Here is a 19,412-nt window from a genome sequence, read left to right on the forward strand (position 1 = left end):
TGATTGGATAAAATCCAACGAAGCCGGAAAGTTTCGCGAAAAAGCCGATTTTGGTTGGAAGAAATCCAACCAAGCTTCGCCGAACCCAACGTCATCGCGGCCCAATCCTGTGCAATCCAGCATACTCCTGCCCAGTCTTACGCCATCCCGGCAGGAAGCCTGTCAAGTACCTGTATGTGGCTGCATGTTGCCTCGACTCGCATAATTACGCTAATAATCTCCCGTTCACGAGCCAAAGAAGTCCTTCCCAGAACGGCGAAAGCGTTTCGCTTGCCTAAAGAAAGAAGGAAGCCATTATGTCATCATCATCTTTTGCCAAAAGCAGCAAGACCGCCGGAGCGGGCGGGGGAAAGAGCGCCGTCGTGGCCGGGGCCACCGGGCTCGTGGGCGCCCGGCTCGTTGCGCGGCTGTTGGCCGATCCCCGGTACGGCAGCGTGCTCGCCGTCACTCGCCGGCCGCTGGGCGTTGCGCACCCGAAGCTGACCGAGGCGGTTGCGGAATGGGATCGCCTGGAGGAGGAACCGGTACCGTGGCCTGACGGAGGCGACTGGTTCTGCGCGCTGGGAACGACGATCAAACGCGCCAAAACCCAAGCGGCGTTTTACGTCGTCGACCACGATTACCCGCTCAAGTTTGGCCGGGCGGCCGCGGCGGCGGGCGCCGACGCGCTGCTCGCCGTCACCGCGATGGGGGCGGACGAGCGCTCGCGGATTTTTTACAGCAAGGTCAAGGGCGAAACGGAGCGCGACCTGGGCAAGCTCGGGCTGAAAAGCCTTCATCTCTTCCGCCCGTCGCTGCTGCTCGGGGATCGGGACGAAAAGCGGGCGGGCGAAAGCTTCGCCTCCGTCGTCATGACGGCGACCGCGCCGTTGTTCGCCGGACCCTTGCGCAAATATCGCGCGGTGCAGGCGGACGCCGTCGCGGCGGCGATGATCGCGGCGGCAGCCTCCGCGCGTTCGGAAGGAACGTTCGTCTATGCGAACGACCGCATTCTCGATTTGGCCGCGTCCGCCGAGACCGGTCAAGACGGACAACAATAACGGCCTGCCGCAGGGGCAGGCCGTTCTCTCCGATCGTTTTCAGTTCGCCGCTTGCGCTTGAGTTTGCGCTTGAGTCTGCGTTTGCGTCGTCTGACCGGCACTCGCCGTTACCGTGAGAGTCGTCTCTTCGGTGGCGGGATCGGTATATTTTCTCAAGATCGACACTTCGACGCGGCGGTTTTTCGCGCGGCCGTCGGCGGTCGCGTTCGAGTCGACCGGACGGTACTCGCCGTAGCCGATCGCGCTGAACTTCTTGGGATCGTAAGCCGGGTTTTGCAGCAGGATCATCATAAAGTTGATCGCCCGCTTGGAGCTCAAGTCCCAGTTCGAGTCGAACTCGGCCGTGCGGATCGGCACGTTGTCGGTATGGCCGGAAACGACCATCTCGTAATCCGGATATTCCTGGAGCATCTGCCCGATGGCAACCGCGAGCGTCCGCGCTTCCGGCTTGATGTCCGCTTCGCCGGAAGCGAACAGCGCCGTGTCGCGGATCGTGATCAGCAGCTCCGACTGGTTCAGCTGCGTTTGCAGCTGCGTGGAAAGGCCGTTGTTCTGAATGTATTGATCGAGCGCCTGCTTCAGGTGTTCCAGATTTTCCTGCTCTTGCTGCTGCAGCTGCTCGCGGGTCATCATGCCGTCCTCGGTATGGCGCTGGCGCATGCTGTCGCTCAGCTCGCTTTCGCTCTCGACCATGGCCGACATGTCCAGCAGGCCGACGCCCGAGTTGAAGGCGCTGCGGAACGCGTTGCTCATCGCCTCGAGCTTGGACGTATTGACCGAGCTGGCCGCGTAAAGCACGATAAAAAGGGCCAGCAGCAGCGTCATCAGGTCGGAATAGGGAAGCAGCCAGGATTCGTCCGCATGTTCCTCATGCGGCTCATGCCGTTGCCGCTTTTTGCTCATTGGCCGTCTCCTCCTGCTCTAACAACTTCTGCCGTTCCGTCGGCGTCAGGAATACCGACAGTTTCTGCTGGATGGCGGTCGTGGACACCCCGGATTGAATCGACAGGAGCCCTTCGACCATCATGAGGCGCAGGTCGATTTCTTTCTTGGACAGGCGCTTGAGCTTATTGGCGATCGGGTGCCAGAGCACGTACCCGGAGAAAATCCCGAGCAGCGTGGCCACGAAGGCGGCCGCGACCGCGTGTGCCAGCTTCTCCATCTCTTCCAGGTTGCCGAGCGCGGCGATCAGGCCGATAACGGCGCCGAGAACCCCGAGCGTCGGCGCGTACATGCCCGCCTGCGAAAAAATCTGCGCGCCCGCCCGATGGCGGTCTTCCGTCGCGGAGATATCTTCAAGCAGAACGTCGCGGACGAAATCCTGATCGTTGCCGTCGATGATCATCCGCATGCCGTTGCGGAGGAACTGGTCTTCGATCTCCTCGACGCGGGCTTCCAGCGCGAGAAGGCCTTCGCGGCGGGTAATCGAGGCCCAGTCCGTGAACATCCGGATTACCTCGGACCGCTCGACCAGTTTGGGCTCGACGAATACGATTTTGAACAGCTTCGGTATTTTGGCTAAATCTTTCATCGGGAAGGCTACGCATACGGAAGCCGCCGTACCGACAAAGATGATGACGTAAGCTGCTGCGTTGTTGACCAGGTTGATCAGTGGAGCGTCCTTCAGCATCATGCCTAATACAAGCGCGCCCAAACCCAATACTAAACCTATAATCGTTGAGTTCTTCATTCCTACACCCCAGCTTGTCATGAATAAGTGCATCGTCTTGCCGTTCGGAAGCGACACGTTATTCTTTTTATCGACAGCTTTGGGGTAAAGTATTAGAGATGAACCTGCTTTTTCACAAATTTGCCGTCCGCGGCCGGCGCGCGATCGGGGCGTTTCCGGAAGGTGAACGCGGGAGAGGAGCGACAGGATGGAAAAAAAGAAGCCGCTCGAGGAAGCGGAGCTGGGCGAGGCGCTGCGGAACTTGCAGGGCTGGAAAATCGAAGAGAACAAGCGAATCGCGAAGTCCTATTTATTTCCGTCATTCGGGGATGCGGTGTCGTTCGTGCAAAAGGCGGCCGATATCGCGGAGAAGCAAAATCATCATCCGTTCATCTCGATCGATTATCGTCGAGTGACGCTGCGGCTGACGACGTGGCATTCGGGCGGACTGACGGAGCTCGACGTCGCAGCCGCGGCGGCATACGACGAGCTGTACGGTCCGTCGTAAAGGAAAACCAAAAAAGACGGCCGAACGAGGGGACCGCCCCCGCCCGGCCGACGCTTGCCTTTATCCGTCGCTCAAGGCGCGGTTTATTCCTCTTTGACGACTTTGCCAAACAGCGACAAGGCGTACAAAGCCGCTACGCCGACGACAATGTATACGATTTTGGAACCGACTTCGGCGCTGCCTCCGAAAATCTCGCTCACGACGTCGTACTCGAACAGTCCCACCGAAAGCCAGTTCAGGCCTCCGATAATGATGAGGATCAGGCTGATTACATTGAGCGTCTTCAAACCGCAACAGCCTCCTTGGAGAGTTTGGGTCGCACCCTTTACACATGTATGTGAGGGCTGCGCGGCATATTCCAGTTGGCGGCTCGTCGCGGCGAAACCATGATTACCCGGAAGCGTATAAACCCATAATGGAAAATGAAGATGAGAAGGAGGCGAACGACAGATGAATTGTCCGGTATGCCACGACACGCGCATGAGAGAAGTGGAAAAGGACGGCGTCATGATCGATATTTGCCCGAGCTGCAAGGGCGTATGGCTGGATCGCGGCGAGTTGGACAAGCTGATGAAAGAGGTTCGCGAGGTCAAGGACGATTACAACGACTGGTACTACCAGGACCGGAGACCGCCGCAGTCGCCCCCGCCGCAGTCGTACCCGCAGCAGGGCTACCCGCCGCAGCAGGGATATCCTGCGCAGCAAGGGTACCCGCCCCAGCAAGGATATCCGCAGCAGGGCCATTCGAAATACGGCTACGATTCGAAATACTACGGCCATAAGCATAAGAAGAAGAAAAGCGTCCTGGACGTGTTCGGCGACTTGTTCGAGTGACCGGGCGGCCGGGGCTTCGGATCAGGTCGTGAGTTCAGGGCCGCGAGGTCAGAATCGCGAGTTCGGGATCGGGAGTTCAGGGTCGCGAGGTCCGAATCGCGAGTTCGGAATCGGAAGTTTAGGGTCGTGAGGTTAGAATCACGGTTCGGGATCGCCCTTTGGGGCGGTCTTTTTTGCCGTTTGGGGGAAGAATCCGGGGCGTTTTGGCGAATTATGCTCCGAAAAGACGTACAGTTGCAGACCCCAAAGCGGCAGATGACGGAGGTTCGTATGAACTATCATACAAAAGCGTATGCAGAACCACCTGATGGAGCGGGTTTGTATGATAAATTGTACAAATAAAGTCATGAAAGCGGCAAATGAAGGGTTTTTGTATGAAATATCACACAAAAGCACCCAGCAGAACCACCCGACGGGCCGATTTTGTATGAAATATCATATAAATGGCATCAAAAAAGCGCCAAATGACGGTGTTTTGTATGAAATATCACCCAAAAGCGCCAGCAGAACCGCCCGACGGGCCGATTTTGTATGATAAATCGTACAAATGTCATCGCGAAAGCGGCAGCGGAACCATCCAACGGGCCGACTTGGGTTGAGAAATCGGTTGGGTTCATGGACAAGCGGAAGGATGAAGCGGATTCAGGGATCCTGCTACAGCTTGGAATACGGGTGATCATTTCAGCGGGAGATCGATCTACCGGGAAAATGGAACGCGTTGCAGCTGGATTGGATTTTGTCCAATCAGCGGAGCGAACACGGCGAAAAGGGGAAGCTGCGAAGGATTTTGTCCAATGAGAAACGGGGCTTCCGGACGTGAAAAAGCTCCCGCCAGGTTAGACGAAATCCAACGTAGACCGCGAAATTTTGCAAAAAAGCCGCTCCCGATTGGATAAAATCTGATAAAATCCATCGAAGCTCCGACCAAATGAAAAATGCGCTGAGTCTGCAGGGGCGGGCAGAAGCCATCAGGGGCGAGGACAGCGGTTCTCCTCCTGAAGCACCATGCAGCAAATATGGACGCATCCGTGCATCGCCCGTTTCGTGTACGTATCGGTAACGGCAAAGCCCGCCTTCTCGTAAGCGCGAATCGCCCGCTTGTTCCACGTTTCCACCTCAAGGTCGATTTCCGCTCCGGGATGGCGAGCGGCCGCCTCCGCGCACAGGCTGCGCATCAGTTCCGGTCCCCAGCCCCGGCCGCAGCAGTCCGGCCGAAGCCCCAGGCCGAGGCGGACGACCCCCGCCAGCGGGAAAAACTGCGCATACCCAACGAGCCGGCCAAGCGCGTCGCGAACCGAGGCGTACTGCGCGCGGCGGATATCCGGATCGCCGAATTCCTTCCCTTGCGACCGCATTTCCTCCCACGACGGCCAGCGATACCGGTCGTAAGGGGCCGGGTATCTCCAGGCGCATATTTCGGCCGCGTCCGTCTCCGTCATCGGGCCGATCCGGAAATCCGTCCATCGCACGCCCCTTCTCCCCTTTGCCCGAGAATATCGTTCCTCCAGCATACCACAGCTTCTTCTTCGTGGTATAATGAATCCGCTTCGCGCCGATCGGAGGATCGGCCGGATGAGAGATAAGGAGAGAGAAAATGGCATTGCCGATGAAACGGATTCTTTTGTTGAGCTGCATGGCTTATTTGACCGTAGGTCTCGGCCAGCTCGTGGTCGGTTCGGTCATGGAGCCGATGGTGCATGCCTACGGCATCGGCTACGGCGACGGCGGCCAGTTGGTCATGCATCAATTTTTGGGCGGTTTGACCGGCACGCTGTGCGCGCCCTGGCTTATTCGCCGGTTCGGGCTCAAGAGCCTGCTGACGGCGGGGTTCGCGCTGATGGCGCTGGCCGAGTTTACGTATGTTGCGCAGCCTTCATGGGCGATCATGCTGGCGGCGGCTCCGCTTGCCGGCTTCGGATTCGGCTGCGTGGAGACGACGGTCGGGTCGCTCATCATCAGCTCGGCGGGCAACAAGGCCAATTCGGCTCTGAGCCGGGTGGAGGTGTTCTTCGGCATCGGCGCGTTGGCGATCCCGTTCGCAAGCGCCGCGCTGATCGATATCGGGCAGTGGCGGCTCGCGTTCGCCTGCGTCGGCGGGCTGGCGGTCGCGACGCTGGCGTCGTGGCTGCTGCTGTGGCCGGCGGCGCTGAAGGGAAGCGCCGCGGGCGGCGGACCGGAGGCCGGACGGGCGGCCGCCCGCCCTCCGCGGCTGAGCGGCCGCGTGAAGCTGACGCTTGCGGCCTGCGCCAGTTTTTTCTTCGTTTATGTCGGCTTTGAAATGAGTTTCGCCCATTATTTGCCCTCGATGCTGGTTCAGACCGGAGGCGTGTCCGAAGCGGGCGCGGCGCTGGCTTTAAGCGTGTTCTGGGGAGCGATGACGCTCGGGCGACTGGTGGCGGGACAGCTTGCGGACCGGTTCGGCGGCGCGGCCTACCTGATCGTCTCCTGTTCGGTCTGCGCCGGCGCGTTTATTCTGATGAGCTTGCTGAGCGAAAGCGTCGTCGCGACGATGGCGCTATCCTTCGTCGCGGGCTTCGCCATGTCCGGCCTGTTTGCGATCGCGCTCGTGTTCGGAACGCGCGCCGCTCCGGAGCAGACCGTTGCGCTGACGAGCTTGCTGCTGGGGTGCGGGCTGCTTGGCAGCGCGGTGCTGCCTCGTCTGGTCGGCGATTTTCTCGACCGGTTTGGCGCCGGCCCGACGTATGCGATCGTGGCGGCCCTCGCCGTGCTGCTGCTCGCGATCGCCTTCGTCGCCGTGGCCGCGAACCGCTCCCGCGGAAAGAGCGAGACGGCCGCGGCCCGCGGGTAGGGGCGGCGAATGCTTTTTCAAATAAAACGGTTCATTTTAAAAGCCAAAGGAGTGGATGAACATGCAAAACATCGTTTCGATGAAATGGACGCTCGCCCGCATGTACGAGCCGGATCTCGTCATCGCGGACTGCCGGTTCTGGCTCGGGAAGCCGGATGCCGGAAAAGCCGCCTATGACGAAGACCACATTCCGGGAGCGGTGTACCTCGATCTGGAGCGGGATTTGTCCGCGCCCGTCGGCGAGCACGGCGGACGGCATCCGCTGCCGGAAGCGGATGCGCTAGCCGCCAGCCTGAGCAAGGCCGGCATCGGCAACGGCACGCGGGTCGTTGCCTACGACGACCAGGGCGGGGCGATGGCTTCGAGACTGTGGTGGCTGCTCAAGTATATGGGGTATGAAGAAGTCTATGTAATGGATGAAGGCTATTCGGCTTGGAAACGGAAAGGCTACCCCGTAAGCGCGGAGCAAAAGATTATCGTACCGGCGAGCTTCGCCGCCCGTCCGCGCCCGGAAATGGTCGCGGACGTGGAGAGAGTGCGCGAGATCGTGTCGGGCGGGGGCGCGCTGCTGGTCGATTCGCGCGAGGCCCCGCGCTACCGCGGCGAGGTCGAGCCGATCGACCGCGTGGCCGGGCACATTCCCGGCGCGGTCAACCGCTTCTGGAGCGAAGGCCGCCGCGCGGACGGCACGTGGAAGTCGCCGGAGGAGCAGCGCGAGCGGTTCGCGGATTTGCCGCGCGATCGCGACATCGTCGTCTACTGCGGCTCCGGCGTCACCGCGACGCCGAACGTGCTGGCGCTGCGCGAGGCGGGGTTCGACCGCGTGAAGCTGTATGCGGGGAGCTGGAGCGATTGGATATGCGACCCTTCCAATCCCATTGCTGTTGGAGACGAAGAATAACCGAGAGACGTATAGCAGTACTTACACGATGAATACATCGCCGTGGGATCTAAAGCCCCGACGATGTATTTTTTATTTTCTGAAGTCAACACGGAGTCAACAAGCCGCCCAAAAGCGGTTGTTGGGAATGCTTTCATAACGGGTCAAACCGAACGTTCGCTCGCATCCTGCGTGATGCCCTGTTCAGACAAACAAAGGGCCGGGTCAGCCCACCATTACGATGCTGCAAATCCCGGCCCAACGATTGATAAGAAATAAACAGAAACACTTAAGTCAACAATTCGAAAAGGCGGTGCTTCGATTCAAATTCAGGCGACTTATGGCTTTGTGATTTTATAGACCGAAAAAAACCTCCAATCGGAGGTTTTTTCAGTTATCATAAGGCTAAAATGTTCATTTAGGCGGAGGTGCGAAAATGGCTAAAAAAGCAGAGCCGTTGCCGATTCAGCTGTTCCCGGATGCGGAGGCGTTCGAGGAATGGCTGGCGGAAAATTACGAGGTTTCTCCAGGGATTAGACTTCAGCATGCGAAGAAAAATTCCGGAGTCCAGTCTGTTTCGTACGTGGAGGCGCTTGATGTCGCGCTTTGTTATGGCTGGATCGACAGCCAGAAGGAAGCGCACGACGAGAAGACGTGGTTGCAACGCTTCACGCCGCGCGGCAAGAAGAGCATCTGGTCGCAGGTGAACAAAGACAAGGTCGCCGCCTTGATCGAGAGCGGCAGGATGAAGCCGCCTGGCTTGCAGGCGATAGAGACCGCGAAACAGAACGGCCTATGGGACGCTGCATACGCGCCGCAAAGCACGGCGGAAGCGCCGGAGGATTTCGCCGCCGAGCTCGAGCGAAATCCGCAAGCGAAAGCCGTATACGACGGACTTAACAGGCAAAACAAATACGCGATGCTGTTCCGCCTGCAAACGGCAAAAAAACCGGAAACGCGCGCGAACCGCATCAAGCAATTCATCGAAATGCTCGAAAAAGGAGAGAAGCTTTATCCATAAAGGAGGCCTCTATCGTGAGCAATCTCGTAATCGCGGCATCCCCGCAGACATAAGCCAGCATACAATTTGCAAACAACAGTATTGCTGCCCTGCCGATCTTCGGGTTGTTGGCGTTCCATTCAGTATGACCAGCCACCTGCCCGATTTTTCTTTCATGAACTCGCAGCCATTCCAAGTCAATCGTCGCTTCTTCTCAATCTACTTTCGACAGCGCCAAGACGAACGCCTTCATAGCCGCGTATTCCGACTCCGCCATCCAGTTCTCTAGCTGCTTTTCATCTCCGCTGAAGCAAACTCGCAACGCTTCTTTGAGCTTCGAAAAGTAGGATTCGTCGTTCGAGTCCTGGCTTTCTTCCTTTAAACCTTGAACAAGCTCGCTCCAATCCGGGTTGTCCTGGTCGTAATAGGAGCGTTCCGGATACTGACGCGCGAGCTCTCCGGCCGTATCCAAGGTGCCGGACAAATAAATGACGCTCGCGATATAAGTGCCGATGAATCGATTCGAGGGATCGTTCTCTTGGGCCTGCCGAAGCTGCGCCTCGCCCTCTTCGACTCTCCCTTGCTTCAGCAGCAGCCTCCCGTATTGGGCTTGAGAGTAGCTTTCCACCCTTCCTTGACGGGCTTCGTTCAGCATGCCGTAATATCGGTCGACTTGGGCCCAATCTCCGACGCTTCCATAGTATTCGATCAAGGGAAAAATGGCGTTTCCGGTATCATCGACGCTTGCCAGCTTCTCAAGGTACGTTACGGAAGTCGCGTCGAGCGGGCGCTTAGCGTCCCTGGCGTTAATCTTCAGCAGTTTAGCTATCATCCGAAGACTATGCTTATCGTGGTCGTTTCGTTCATAATCCGCTTTGTACCCGAGCAAGGCTTCCTCCGTGCGGCCCTCCAGAAGCAACCGGTCGGCGTCGGTAAGCGTGCGCTCCTTCAGATAGAAGAAGGGAAGAGGCCCCATCGTCTGCTCGTTCAACCGGTAACCGTTGCTCCGCGTCAACAGCTTCCCGTCGGCATCGTAGGCTTCCACGCTCCAGGAGAATCGGCTGGACGGATCGGCGTACCCAAGCAGATTAGAGGGGTCGGGGATTTCCTTGTCTCCGAATTTTTTATATGAAAAGCCGCTTTGGACACTGTAGAGCGTTTCGAGAGGCAGCTCGATGGAATTGCTCTCGATATGTTCCTTGATTTGGTGTCCTACCGTACCGTTTTCGACTGGAAAAGTCCCGTTCAAAGTGTAGAATGCGGCTCCTTCGACGGGCTCCCATTCGAATTTGACCGTCTTGCCGGTAACGACTTGCTGGTCCACCGGGGAGCGTAATTGGATTAACCTCTGCAAGGTAATGTTCCGGGTCAGATGTTCTCCTCCCCGAAGATCGATCCACTCCTCGTTATAGTTTGCAGGTCGCGTCCAACCGTCGATTTGCTCGAAGTTCAGGCCGATGTAGATCACGTAACTGCCGGGGGCAACGCCTTTGAACGCAAAGTTTCCCTCCGAGTCGGTCAATGTCTGGTAAGGTTCGCTTTCGATCAGGCTATGGTAGACGTCCCTGCTGCTTCGCAAGTACACCCCGATGCCTGCCATCGGCTTGCCGTCACTTCGTTTAATGGTTCCGGATACGCTTGAAGCCGCATTGTCGCGCTGTTCCATGATCCGGGTTTGGAGCTTCGCGATATTGTCGTTAAGATACGTATCCTTCTGGTTCGGCTCTTCGCTCAATTCCGTCAACAAGCGCTCCGCCGTCCCGAAATCTTCGGCATCCGCGTAGATTTTCGCTCGGGCCAGCTTAAGCTCTCTTCTCTGATTATCGTAACGGCCCGAAAGCCTTTGTTCCGTCCGCTCCAGCGCGCGAATCGCGTCTTCAGTCCGGCTTAGAATGAGATATTCGAAGGCCAACTGCTTCGCCGCTCTAACTAAATAACCGTCGATTGGACCGCCTTCCAGATAGGCTTCCAAGTACTTGATTTTCTCCTCTCTCGTCCAGCGCGGCGCATCCGGAAGCGAGGCTGCCGTAGAAGAGTAGAACGTTCCCTCTCCCGCTATAACGTCGAATCTCGTCATGCTCATGTCCGAACCGTTCTCGATCATGTAGCGCCGGATAAGCTCCCACTTGTCGTCCCCGGATGAAGCATCGACTACTCGAAGCAGGTCATTTTTTCCGCCGGCCGTCCCTTGCTCGAAGTGCTTTTTGGCCATCGCGACTTCGATCCTGGGCATCACGATTAGCTGGAGAAGGACAAACGAGGCGCACAGGGCGACGGCGAGCGCGAAGAGATGCTTAACTTTGATCTTTAATTTCAACGCCTTCCACCGCCTTCTCGTAATCGTCCTTCCAGTAGGTATTGCCTCCTGCTTCCACGAGCTGTCTTCCGGCGCGAGGCATATCCCCTGTCGACTCCCCTTTACCCGTATCCTCTTGTAACGGGGCAACGAACAAAATTGCCAACAGCACGGCGAAGCTAGCGCCTATCGGAATAAGCGGCAGTTCGAGTTCGTAATTCCACAAAGCTCGCAGCTTGGCCCGCCATGAACGGGGATGGGTTCGATCCAACACTTCCGCGCCTTTATGAAAACGCAGGTCTCCGAGCTCTTCCTCCAGCCTTTTTCTAATGAACTCTTGCTCTTGCTCCGGTTTCATTCCCATCCTCCTGTTCCTCCAGCATGAGCTTAAGTTTCGCCCTGCCTCTCGCAAGCCTGGCCTTCACCGTATTTTCGTTGCTGCTTGTTTGTTCCGCGATCTCGGCCACGTTTAATCCGTTGAAATAAAATAACACGATCGTCTCGCGATATTTGTAATCAAGCTTCAGCAGCGCTTCGCTTAACTTCTTGTTGCGCCATGCGTCGATCAAGAGCTCCTCCGGGCCCGGTTCTTCTTCCTCAATCATTTGTTCAACATGGGATAGAGGAAATATTCGACTCCAGCTCCAGGTACGCATTTTCATCCGGCACCGGTTTACGGTGATTCGTAGAAGCCAACTTCCAAGCCGGTCGGGATCTTGGAGTTGGGCGATCTTGCGATAAGCCTGTATGAACGTATCCATGACGGCTTCTTCCGCGGCTTGCTTGTCTTTGACCAACAAGTAAGCCGTACGCATCAGTTCGTTGCCGTACCGCTCCATTAACGCTCGAAGCGCGGCTTCGTCTTTTTCCTTCAAGCCCAGAACGATATCCAGAAAGCTTCCTCCTCCCCCTATGTTAAGATGCTTCTTGAATGACTTCGGTTGCGTAAATCGAAATAATAATGAAGAGAGGTATACCGAATACGGATCGCCCGATGTTCTCCATCTGAAGGAAGTGGAAAAACCCGTACCGAGGGACAATACAACATCCCACGCAATAACCCCTGCTACAAATGGGTATTGTCCTCTTTTTGTATATCTGTTATATAATATATATAACAGATATACGCAAGGCGAGGAGTCCGCCATCCGGCCATTCCTCATGTTGCTGTTCTGTGCTAGAAGGAGAGATATTCATGTTCATCGAGCTGGATCTGCAATCGGAGACCCCGTTATACGAGCAATTAATCAACCAGTTGATCGAAGGAATCGCGTCAGGCGCATTGAAGCCGGGCGATCCGCTTCCGTCCGTCAGGAATCTGGCCGAGAATCTGGGCATCAATCTTCATACGGTCAATAAGTCGTACACCTTGCTGAAGCAGGATGGCTTTCTCCAAGTGCACCGGAAGAAGGGCGTTATCGTTCAACCGGACGCGATGCCGGGCGTGACGGAGGAATTCGAGGCCAAACTGTTCCGACAGCTCCGTTCGCTCGCGGCGGAAGCGGCCGTGCGCGGAATGACGGAAGAAGCTTTTACGAATCAATGCAGAAGGCTGTACGGGGACATCATGATGAAGCGTGGAGGGGACGGGCATTGATGATGAACGGAACCGTCATAGCGGTCGCAAGCCTATATGTCATTCAGGCGCTGTTGATCTGCGTACAGAATCTCTTCGGTCCTCGAACCTTGCTGTTCGGAGTGCCGATTCCGGCTGCCGAGACGCAGGATCCGGCCGTCCGGCGGATACGCGCGCAATATGCGATTCTGATGGGGATATTCGTGGTGATTATGGCAGCCGCTTGCTTCTTTTTGATTCGGTACCTGGACGCGGCGCACGCCTTGGCATACCTTTTGACCGCACTGCTCTCTCAATTTCCGCTCTCCGGCATCGCGATCGCGATCTGCAGACAATCGGCGCTGCGACTGAATGCAATCCGCGGCTGGCATGTCCCTGTCGAACACAGAAGGGCGGCCAGCATCCCGAGCAGACGGCTAATTGGAAAATAATGGGCAAAATCTATTGCAATCCCGATGATCCGGCGATCTTCGTTCCGAAACCTTACGGCATCGGCTGGACGGTAAATATGGCCAAACCGATGGGCCGGCTAACGGTCGCAGCGATTGCGGGAGGTTCTTTTATGCTCCTGGTATGGGTATGGCTCCTGAGCAAGTAATATCTATGCAAATCGGTCCGATCTCAAGCGGATTGGAAGGAGAGATCAAATTCCGATGAATTTAGCCGTCAAGTGGATGCAAAAATTCAAAGACCGCGATACCCGGCATAAGCTGAAAGGCTATCGGAACAAAGCGGAGCTCATCCGAAAACGGAATTTTGAAGCATGGGACGAAAAGCGGCTGCAAGCGGAATCTCTCCGGCTGAAAAGGGAAGCAAAATCGGGCAAGCCTTTAGACGAGCTGCTTGTCGATGCCTATGCGCTGGTCTGCGAGGCAGCGAAGAGAAAGCTCGGATTACGGCCTTACGATGTCCAGATCATGGCTGCCATCGCCCTGCACGAGGGATTTTTGATCGAGCAGCAAACCGGCGAAGGAAAAACGCTCTCTGCCGTTATGCCTGCTTATCTGAACGCGCTAACCGGCGAAGGCGTTCACGTGCTGACTTTTAACGATTATTTGGCAAATCGGGATGCGGAGTGGATGGGCCCGATCTATCGTTTCCTCGGGTTAACGGTAAACGCGGCTCAAGCGGGCATGAGCTTGTCCGAGAAACGGGAAGCGTACGCAGCGGATATAACCTATGTTACGGCCAAAGAGGCGGGATTCGATTATTTGCGCGACACGATCGCTCTGAACGAAGCCGATATCGTGCATCGTCCTTTCCACTGCGTCATCGTCGACGAAGCGGATTCGCTCCTCCTCGACGAAGCGCGGGTGCCGCTGGTCATCGCCGGCGAGCCGAGCTCTTCCGGCAGCGACGGAATTCGTTTGGCAGAAGCAGCCAGGCAGCTCAAGCAAGGTGAGCATTACGACTTCGACGAGTTCGAGCGGAACGTTTATTTAAATGAAGCGGGCTCTGCCAAAGCGGAATCGCTGCTGGGATGCGGCAATTTGTACGAAAGCCATAACAGTCATTTGTTGTCGTCGTTGAATTGCGCGCTGCATGCGGAAGCGTTATTGAAAAAAGACGTCGATTACATCGTCCGGGACGGCAAAATCGAGCTGATCGACGAATATACCGGCCGCGTGGCGGAGAACAGGCAATTGCCGGACGGGCTTCAAGCCGCGCTAGCGGCCAAGGAAGGGCTGCAGCCCTTAGCCGGCGGAAAAGTTCTCGGTACGATCACCCTTCAGCACTTCCTTAGCCTATATCCGAAGATTTGCGGAATGACGGCCACCGCGCACGCTTCCGCCGTGGAATTCGAAGAGATTTATGCGCTGCAGGTCGTGCAAATTCCGCCGAACCGGCCAAACATACGGATCGACCATCCGCACCGGATTTATACCCATAAAAAAGCCAAACTTAAGGCGCTTGTACGAGAAATCTCTTCCGTCCATGCGACGGGACGCCCGATTCTCATCGGTACGTCAAGCGTAGGGGAGTCTGACATGCTGGCGGAGGCGCTGGCGGCTGCCGGCGTACCTTGCCATGTTCTGAATGCGAAAAACGATACAGAAGAAGCCGAGATCATCGCCAAAGCGGGAGAAATCGGCGCCGTGACGGTGTCTACGAATATGGCGGGACGCGGCGTCGACATTCGGCTCGGCGGCGGCGACCCCGCACAAGCGGAAATTGTCGCCAGGCTGGGCGGGTTGTACGTGATGGGTACGCATGTGCACGAAAGCGTGCGAATCGACGACCAGCTGCGCGGGCGTTCCGGCCGCCAGGGCGACCCGGGAGCCTCCGTATTTTTCGTAAGCTTGGAGGATGAGTTGTTCCTTCGGTTCGGCATCGAGAAAGCGATTCCGCCCCTGTATCGCGATCTCAAGCAGGATGAGGCTCTCGATGAGTCGGTGCTCCGCAGCAAAATCGCGCATATCCAGCGCGTGATCATGGGCCAAAACTTCCATATCCGCCAGGAACTGAACCATTATTCGGATATGGTGGAGGAACAGAGGCGGATTCTATACGAGGAGCGGCTCGGAATTTTGAAGGGCGAGACGCCGATGAGCCCTTCGGAGCAGCGGGTACGGCTTTATTATATCGACAAGTTCTGGGCTGACCATCTGGCATACGTTTCTTACATTCGCGAAAGCATCCATTTGACGAGCCTCGCCAGCCGCAATCCGATCGACGAATTTCATGCGCAAATCATCCAGGCCTACGAGCAAATTCCGGCTAAAATAAATCGAGAGTCGGAGAAGATGCTCGCAAGGCTCGGAGGTTCGAACGATCCGGCGAAGTGGGAAAAGTTCGGGCTCAAGAGCCCTTCTTCTACTTGGACGTATCTCATCAACGATCAATTCATGGAATACTTGCAGAAGCCCGGCTCGTGGAGCTCAGGAACGATTATCGCTTATTGGATTCGCAAGATGTTGAGACCGGTATTCGGGTGGGAAAAATTTTTCATGCAAGGAAAATAAGGACGGTTGCACGTATATACATGCTTATTTCCGAGCTTATCTTATGGAGGCCGATATGGAAAAGTAACTCATCTCAACGGGTGAGACGGGCTTTGGGCTCGGTTCTCCCGCCACATTCTCTGACACGCCGTCTTGGCTTTCATCCGAGCAGTCCCGGCGGTATTTTCCCTGCTCCAGCTTCATGTCAATAAAATCGACGACCTGCTGCAGCGAGGCGATTTGGTTGACGATATTTTCCCGGTGGCTCCTCATGTGCTCCACCAGCTCAGGATATTCTCCGGGATCTGTGTCGGCGGAGACCGCCAAAAACGGCCGCATTTCCTCCAGCGGCATCCCCGTTTTTTTCAGGCAGGAGATCAGCCGGATCGTATTGATGTCTTCCTGCCGGTAGATGCGGTGCCCGTTGTCCTTCCGATCCGCCCGAGGTAGCAGCGCGATCTTTTCGTAATAACGAATCGTATCCTCGGAGATTCCGGTTTGCTCGGCGGTTTGCTTTATTGTAAAGGTTTGCTCTTCCATCATCCTGTTTCCTCCCGGAGAATGCTTTTTTTGTGCATTATACATCTTGGTGCTGGCTCCAAGTCAAATCTTAGGACAAAAACTTTTGCTTTCGTGCCTTGACTTAGAGTCGACTCCAAGTTATAGAATGTGCGCTATCAGGGAAAATATCCCGCCATCAGGAGGAGACGTAAAATGAACGCGAACCAACGAGAAAATATCGCACTGATTACCGGCGCAAGCAACGGGATCGGGTTGGAATTAACACGGAAGTTGCTGTCGGAGGGCTGGCAGGTGGTTGCTTTGAACCGTTCCGGCTTTCCTGCGGATGATACGCAAATCCAAAAAGCCATCCATAGTGGACGGCTTCGCATGTATAAAATAGCGGATCTCGCCGATTTTTCCAGCTTGAGACGTACTTTGGAAGAGATCAAAGGAAAAGAGCGGCAGATCGACATCTTGTTCAACAATGCCGGCGGAAGCTTTGACGAACTGAGCTATTCGAAACAAGGGCGCGAGAAACATTATGAACTGATGACGGTCGTTCCGTATATCATTCTGATGGAATTGAAGGAACTCTTAAAAAACGCCGGCTTAAAAACGGTAGTCAATACCTCATCGTCAGCATTAAAATTTGTGAAAGAGTTTAATATCGAAATCCTGGAACGCCCCAAAACCTTCCGCAAACTGCTTGGTCCATATGCCGCTTCGAAGCTGGCGCTTTCGCTGTGGACTCAAGCTATCGCACCGCAGCTTGCCAAAGAGGGCATTAAGATCCGCAGCGTTGACCCGGGTAGCAATAATACGCTAAGAAAAGGAAAAAAATCCGGATTACCCATAGTGGCTAAATTGTTAATGAAGCTGTTTTTCTCTCCGCCTACCCACGGCGCGAACCAGTTGTATGAGGGGGCCCTCGGAGAACACCGTAAGGAGACTGGCGTGTTTTTGCTGAAAGGTCAGGTTGCAGATGTAAAATTTAAAGATCAAGCGCGGAACGTTTTGGATAGGGTTCATGCGATTTACAGACACGAATTTCTTGGTGAGCGCGCTTAAAGCCGTGCTCCTTCTTTCACTCGCCTCTTTCTCCTCGCCAACGGCAATCGGATTCTCCTCATAGCCGATGTTGTTTGCAAACGATTATGTATACATCGGGACGAATCGTGAGACTCGCCTCTCCATCGCCATTGCTCGTTGCCCGTCAGCTTCAGTTTAGCGTTCGGAATAAAGACAGGCGCGACATTTCTGTCGCAGCCTGTCTTCAAAGCATTAGGAAACAATCATCCCCCTGCAAGCCAACTCTTGCGACGCCAGTTCTTGAAGCTCATGGAACCCTCCTACGAAAGCGTCGCTTCTTTTAATTCCGGCCTTCCGGCTTCGACCAGCCGTTTGTTTTTAACGAAAAACAAGGTCAGGACGAGCATAAGCAACCCGGTTCCGACCAGAAGCCATTCGATCTCGATCACATCCGCTATAGGACCGAAGATCAGCATGCCGATCGGCATCATGGACGTCGAGATCATGCCGAAGACGCCGAAGATGCGCCCCATGTAGTTCGGATCCACCTTTTCCTGCAGCATGACGGTCGTCGGAGTATTTAACATAGGCATGGCCACGCCGAATACGGCCATCGGGATTAAGTAAATCCAGAAGTTGGGGATAACGCCCAACAGGACCGTACATACGCCCATCACCAGATTGGCGAGAGTCATCGTGTGGATTTTGTTGCGGAAGCCGCCCCACGAGGCGATGAGAGCTCCGCCGGCCATCATCCCGACCGAGAAAGCGATCTCTATGGCCGTCAACCGCCAATAATCGTCCCCGAAGCTGCGCGTCACCTGCAGCGGCGTCAGAAACGCGGCCGGAGCCATCAAAACAAAGAAAATCGCGAAAAAGACAAAAAAGGATTTGAGAAAGCCGTGGTTCCGAATGTAGGCCAGACCAAGCTTAAAGTCCTCCCGATAGCTGGTCGTTTGCGCATCCGACGCCTTTTGGTGCGGCGGAATTTTCAAGAAGAACAACAAAGAGAGAATCGCGATCGCCGCGGTGACCACATCGATAAAGAAGATGACTTCGATCGTAGCCACCGTCAGCAGCGTCGCGCTGACAATCGGAGCGACGAACATCATAAGCGCCTGAAGGGTTCCGTTGATTCCGTTGACCTTCGTCAGCTTTTCCTCCGGCACGATCTGCGGCAGGATCGCCCCTACCGCCGGCGTCTGGATTCCGGTGCCCAGCGCGCGAACGGCCGCAATGACGAACAGCAGCCAAGCCTCGTCGTAACCTAGCAGAAAGGTGATCGCTAGAACCAGAGTCACGGCGGCAATCATGGCATCGGCCAGCATGATCAGATTTTTGCGGTTGAACCGGTCCGCCCACACCCCCGCGAACGGCGACAACACGAAGGTCGGGATGAACCCGCAAAGGATAAACAGCGTCATCATAAGGCCGGATTCGGTCGTGAGCGTAACGTACCACATGATCGCATACTGGACTAACGCGGAACCGAATAACGATATGGTCTGACTACTCATAAACAGAACGATATCCCTTTTCCAATTCTTGCTTCTATGTTCTTCGATTTGTGTCATCCCCAACACCTTTCCGAGTCAAAATAGCGCCGTTATTTGCAAGTATTGCCTTATTGTAACACGTAATACGGCGCTTTACTTATTACGCCTGGGCAAAGCTCTGCGTTCCATTGTTTCTCCCTCTTTCTCGCCCCTATAATAATTGTATACTCTAACTGAATCAGGATTCGAATGGGAGGAATAACGATGGTATTCGTAGCTTTGCTACGGGGAATTAACGTAGGCGGCAACAATAAAATCGATATGAAGCTGCTCAAACGCACGTTCGAAGGGCTGGGACTCGCTCAAGTCGTCACCTATATCAACTCGGGCAACATCATTTTCTCGGACGAGCTGCGTACTTCGGAGGAACTAGCCGCCAAGCTGGAGGAAGCCATTCTTGCCGACTTCGGACTTGCCATTCGGGTGATGATTCGGACCCTGGACGAAATCGGAATCATTATGGACAAGCTTCCCGAAGACTGGACGAACGACGCGAACATGAAAAGCGACGTTCTTTATCTATGGGAGGAATACGATCGCGAGTCCGTACTGGAGGAGCTGCCCGTCAAGCCCGGGATCGATCGGGTCATCTATGCTCCGGGGGCGATTTTATGGTCGTACGATAAAATCAATGCCGCCAAGAGCGGCATGACCAAGATCATCGGCACGAAGCTTTATCGGCAAGTCACCGTCCGCAACGTTAATACGGCCCGCAAAATATACGACCTGATGCAGGCCGCCGCCAATCAGGCATAACGCAACGTGGAGC

Annotated in this window: 21 protein-coding genes; 12 read left to right on the top strand and 9 right to left on the bottom strand. The window is 55.6% G+C overall.

What is annotated here, in order from left to right:
- Positions 1–296 precede the first annotated feature (296 nt).
- Positions 297–1,040 carry a Rossmann-fold NAD(P)-binding domain-containing protein gene (locus JW799_RS08380; RefSeq protein ID WP_205429392.1) on the top strand — a complete coding sequence of 248 codons (744 nt, stop codon included), beginning with the start codon at positions 297–299 and terminating at the stop codon, positions 1,038–1,040.
- Positions 1,041–1,079: 39 nt separating this feature from the next.
- On the opposite strand, the gene motB is transcribed toward JW799_RS08380, so the two are convergent.
- A complete protein-coding gene (gene motB / locus JW799_RS08385; RefSeq protein WP_080832165.1) occupies positions 1,080–1,943 on the bottom strand; it encodes a flagellar motor protein MotB in 864 nt (287 codons plus the stop codon).
- A complete protein-coding gene (motA, locus tag JW799_RS08390) occupies positions 1,918–2,730 on the bottom strand; it encodes a flagellar motor stator protein MotA (protein WP_080832164.1) in 813 nt (270 codons plus the stop codon). Before motA ends, motB begins: the two co-directional genes overlap by 26 nt.
- Positions 2,731–2,917: 187 nt before the next feature.
- Here motA and JW799_RS08395 point away from each other — a divergent pair, with 187 nt between their 5' ends.
- A complete protein-coding gene (locus tag JW799_RS08395) occupies positions 2,918–3,217 on the top strand; it encodes a 4a-hydroxytetrahydrobiopterin dehydratase (protein WP_080832163.1) in 300 nt (99 codons plus the stop codon).
- Positions 3,218–3,300: 83 nt separating this feature from the next.
- Here JW799_RS08395 and JW799_RS08400 read toward each other — a convergent pair whose 3' ends face one another.
- Positions 3,301–3,504 carry a DUF378 domain-containing protein gene (locus tag JW799_RS08400; protein WP_080832162.1) on the bottom strand — a complete coding sequence of 68 codons (204 nt, stop codon included), beginning with the start codon at positions 3,502–3,504 and terminating at the stop codon, positions 3,301–3,303.
- 163 nt (positions 3,505–3,667) lie between these two features.
- Here JW799_RS08400 and JW799_RS08405 point away from each other — a divergent pair, with 163 nt between their 5' ends.
- Complete coding sequence (locus tag JW799_RS08405; RefSeq protein ID WP_080832161.1) at positions 3,668–4,051, top strand: TFIIB-type zinc ribbon-containing protein; 384 nt, start codon at positions 3,668–3,670, stop codon at positions 4,049–4,051.
- 968 nt (positions 4,052–5,019) lie between these two features.
- Here JW799_RS08405 and JW799_RS08410 read toward each other — a convergent pair.
- A complete protein-coding gene (locus JW799_RS08410) occupies positions 5,020–5,520 on the bottom strand; it encodes a GNAT family N-acetyltransferase (protein WP_176220582.1) in 501 nt (166 codons plus the stop codon).
- 125 nt (positions 5,521–5,645) lie between these two features.
- On the opposite strand from JW799_RS08410, the gene JW799_RS08415 reads away from it, so the two are divergent.
- From JW799_RS08415 to JW799_RS08425, 3 genes are all read left to right on the top strand, one after another.
- A complete protein-coding gene (locus tag JW799_RS08415) occupies positions 5,646–6,860 on the top strand; it encodes an MFS transporter (RefSeq protein WP_240353202.1) in 1,215 nt (404 codons plus the stop codon).
- Between the two features lie 61 nt (positions 6,861–6,921).
- Entirely contained in the window at positions 6,922–7,761 is an 840-nt protein-coding gene (locus tag JW799_RS08420) for a sulfurtransferase (RefSeq protein WP_205429393.1), read from the top strand.
- Positions 7,762–8,176: 415 nt separating this feature from the next.
- Positions 8,177–8,761 carry a YdeI/OmpD-associated family protein gene (locus tag JW799_RS08425; protein WP_080832158.1) on the top strand — a complete coding sequence of 195 codons (585 nt, stop codon included), beginning with the start codon at positions 8,177–8,179 and terminating at the stop codon, positions 8,759–8,761.
- A gap of 193 nt (positions 8,762–8,954) precedes the next feature.
- Here JW799_RS08425 and JW799_RS08430 read toward each other — a convergent pair whose 3' ends face one another.
- Genes JW799_RS08430 through JW799_RS28455 form a run of 3 tightly spaced genes read right to left on the bottom strand, consistent with a single transcriptional unit; the run spans position 8,955 to position 12,184 of the window.
- Positions 8,955–11,057 (bottom strand): carboxypeptidase-like regulatory domain-containing protein, encoded by a 2,103-nt coding sequence (locus JW799_RS08430; protein ID WP_080832157.1) that lies wholly within the window; start codon positions 11,055–11,057, stop codon positions 8,955–8,957.
- Entirely contained in the window at positions 11,035–11,394 is a 360-nt protein-coding gene (locus tag JW799_RS08435) for a hypothetical protein (RefSeq protein ID WP_080832156.1), read from the bottom strand. The genes JW799_RS08430 and JW799_RS08435 overlap by 23 nt, the downstream gene beginning before the upstream one ends.
- The gene (locus JW799_RS28455; protein ID WP_240353203.1) at positions 11,363–12,184 is read right to left on the bottom strand and encodes a sigma-70 family RNA polymerase sigma factor; all 822 of its coding nucleotides are present in this window, start codon (positions 12,182–12,184) and stop codon (positions 11,363–11,365) included. Before JW799_RS28455 ends, JW799_RS08435 begins: the two co-directional genes overlap by 32 nt.
- A 47-nt stretch (positions 12,185–12,231) precedes the next feature.
- On the opposite strand from JW799_RS28455, the gene JW799_RS08445 reads away from it, so the two are divergent.
- From JW799_RS08445 to JW799_RS08455, 4 genes are read left to right on the top strand one after another with little or no spacing between them, the layout of a single operon-like run.
- Positions 12,232–12,633, top strand: a complete 402-nt coding sequence (locus JW799_RS08445; protein ID WP_080832155.1) for a GntR family transcriptional regulator — start codon at positions 12,232–12,234, stop codon at positions 12,631–12,633.
- A complete protein-coding gene (locus tag JW799_RS08450; RefSeq protein ID WP_205429394.1) occupies positions 12,630–13,043 on the top strand; it encodes a hypothetical protein in 414 nt (137 codons plus the stop codon). Before JW799_RS08445 ends, JW799_RS08450 begins: the two co-directional genes overlap by 4 nt.
- Complete coding sequence (locus tag JW799_RS30000) at positions 13,043–13,210, top strand: DUF5808 domain-containing protein (RefSeq protein ID WP_420830605.1); 168 nt, start codon at positions 13,043–13,045, stop codon at positions 13,208–13,210. The genes JW799_RS08450 and JW799_RS30000 overlap by 1 nt, the downstream gene beginning before the upstream one ends.
- A gap of 55 nt (positions 13,211–13,265) precedes the next feature.
- Positions 13,266–15,575 (top strand): preprotein translocase subunit SecA, encoded by a 2,310-nt coding sequence (locus JW799_RS08455; RefSeq protein WP_080832153.1) that lies wholly within the window; start codon positions 13,266–13,268, stop codon positions 15,573–15,575.
- A gap of 36 nt (positions 15,576–15,611) precedes the next feature.
- On the opposite strand, the gene JW799_RS08460 is transcribed toward JW799_RS08455, so the two are convergent.
- The gene (locus JW799_RS08460; RefSeq protein ID WP_080832152.1) at positions 15,612–16,097 is read right to left on the bottom strand and encodes a MerR family transcriptional regulator; all 486 of its coding nucleotides are present in this window, start codon (positions 16,095–16,097) and stop codon (positions 15,612–15,614) included.
- Between the two features lie 171 nt (positions 16,098–16,268).
- On the opposite strand from JW799_RS08460, the gene JW799_RS08465 reads away from it, so the two are divergent.
- Positions 16,269–17,126 carry an SDR family NAD(P)-dependent oxidoreductase gene (locus tag JW799_RS08465; RefSeq protein ID WP_080832151.1) on the top strand — a complete coding sequence of 286 codons (858 nt, stop codon included), beginning with the start codon at positions 16,269–16,271 and terminating at the stop codon, positions 17,124–17,126.
- A 281-nt stretch (positions 17,127–17,407) separates the two neighbouring features.
- Here the strand turns inward: JW799_RS08465 and JW799_RS08470 are convergent, their stop codons facing one another.
- Positions 17,408–18,604 carry an MFS transporter gene (locus JW799_RS08470; protein WP_420830606.1) on the bottom strand — a complete coding sequence of 399 codons (1,197 nt, stop codon included), beginning with the start codon at positions 18,602–18,604 and terminating at the stop codon, positions 17,408–17,410.
- Positions 18,605–18,847: 243 nt separating this feature from the next.
- On the opposite strand from JW799_RS08470, the gene JW799_RS08475 reads away from it, so the two are divergent.
- Positions 18,848–19,399 (top strand): DUF1697 domain-containing protein, encoded by a 552-nt coding sequence (locus JW799_RS08475; protein ID WP_080832149.1) that lies wholly within the window; start codon positions 18,848–18,850, stop codon positions 19,397–19,399.
- Positions 19,400–19,412 lie beyond the last annotated feature (13 nt).

Origin of the sequence: Cohnella algarum (assembly GCF_016937515.1) — a bacterium.
In the GTDB taxonomy this organism is placed as follows: Bacteria; Bacillota; Bacilli; order Paenibacillales; family Paenibacillaceae; genus Cohnella; species Cohnella algarum.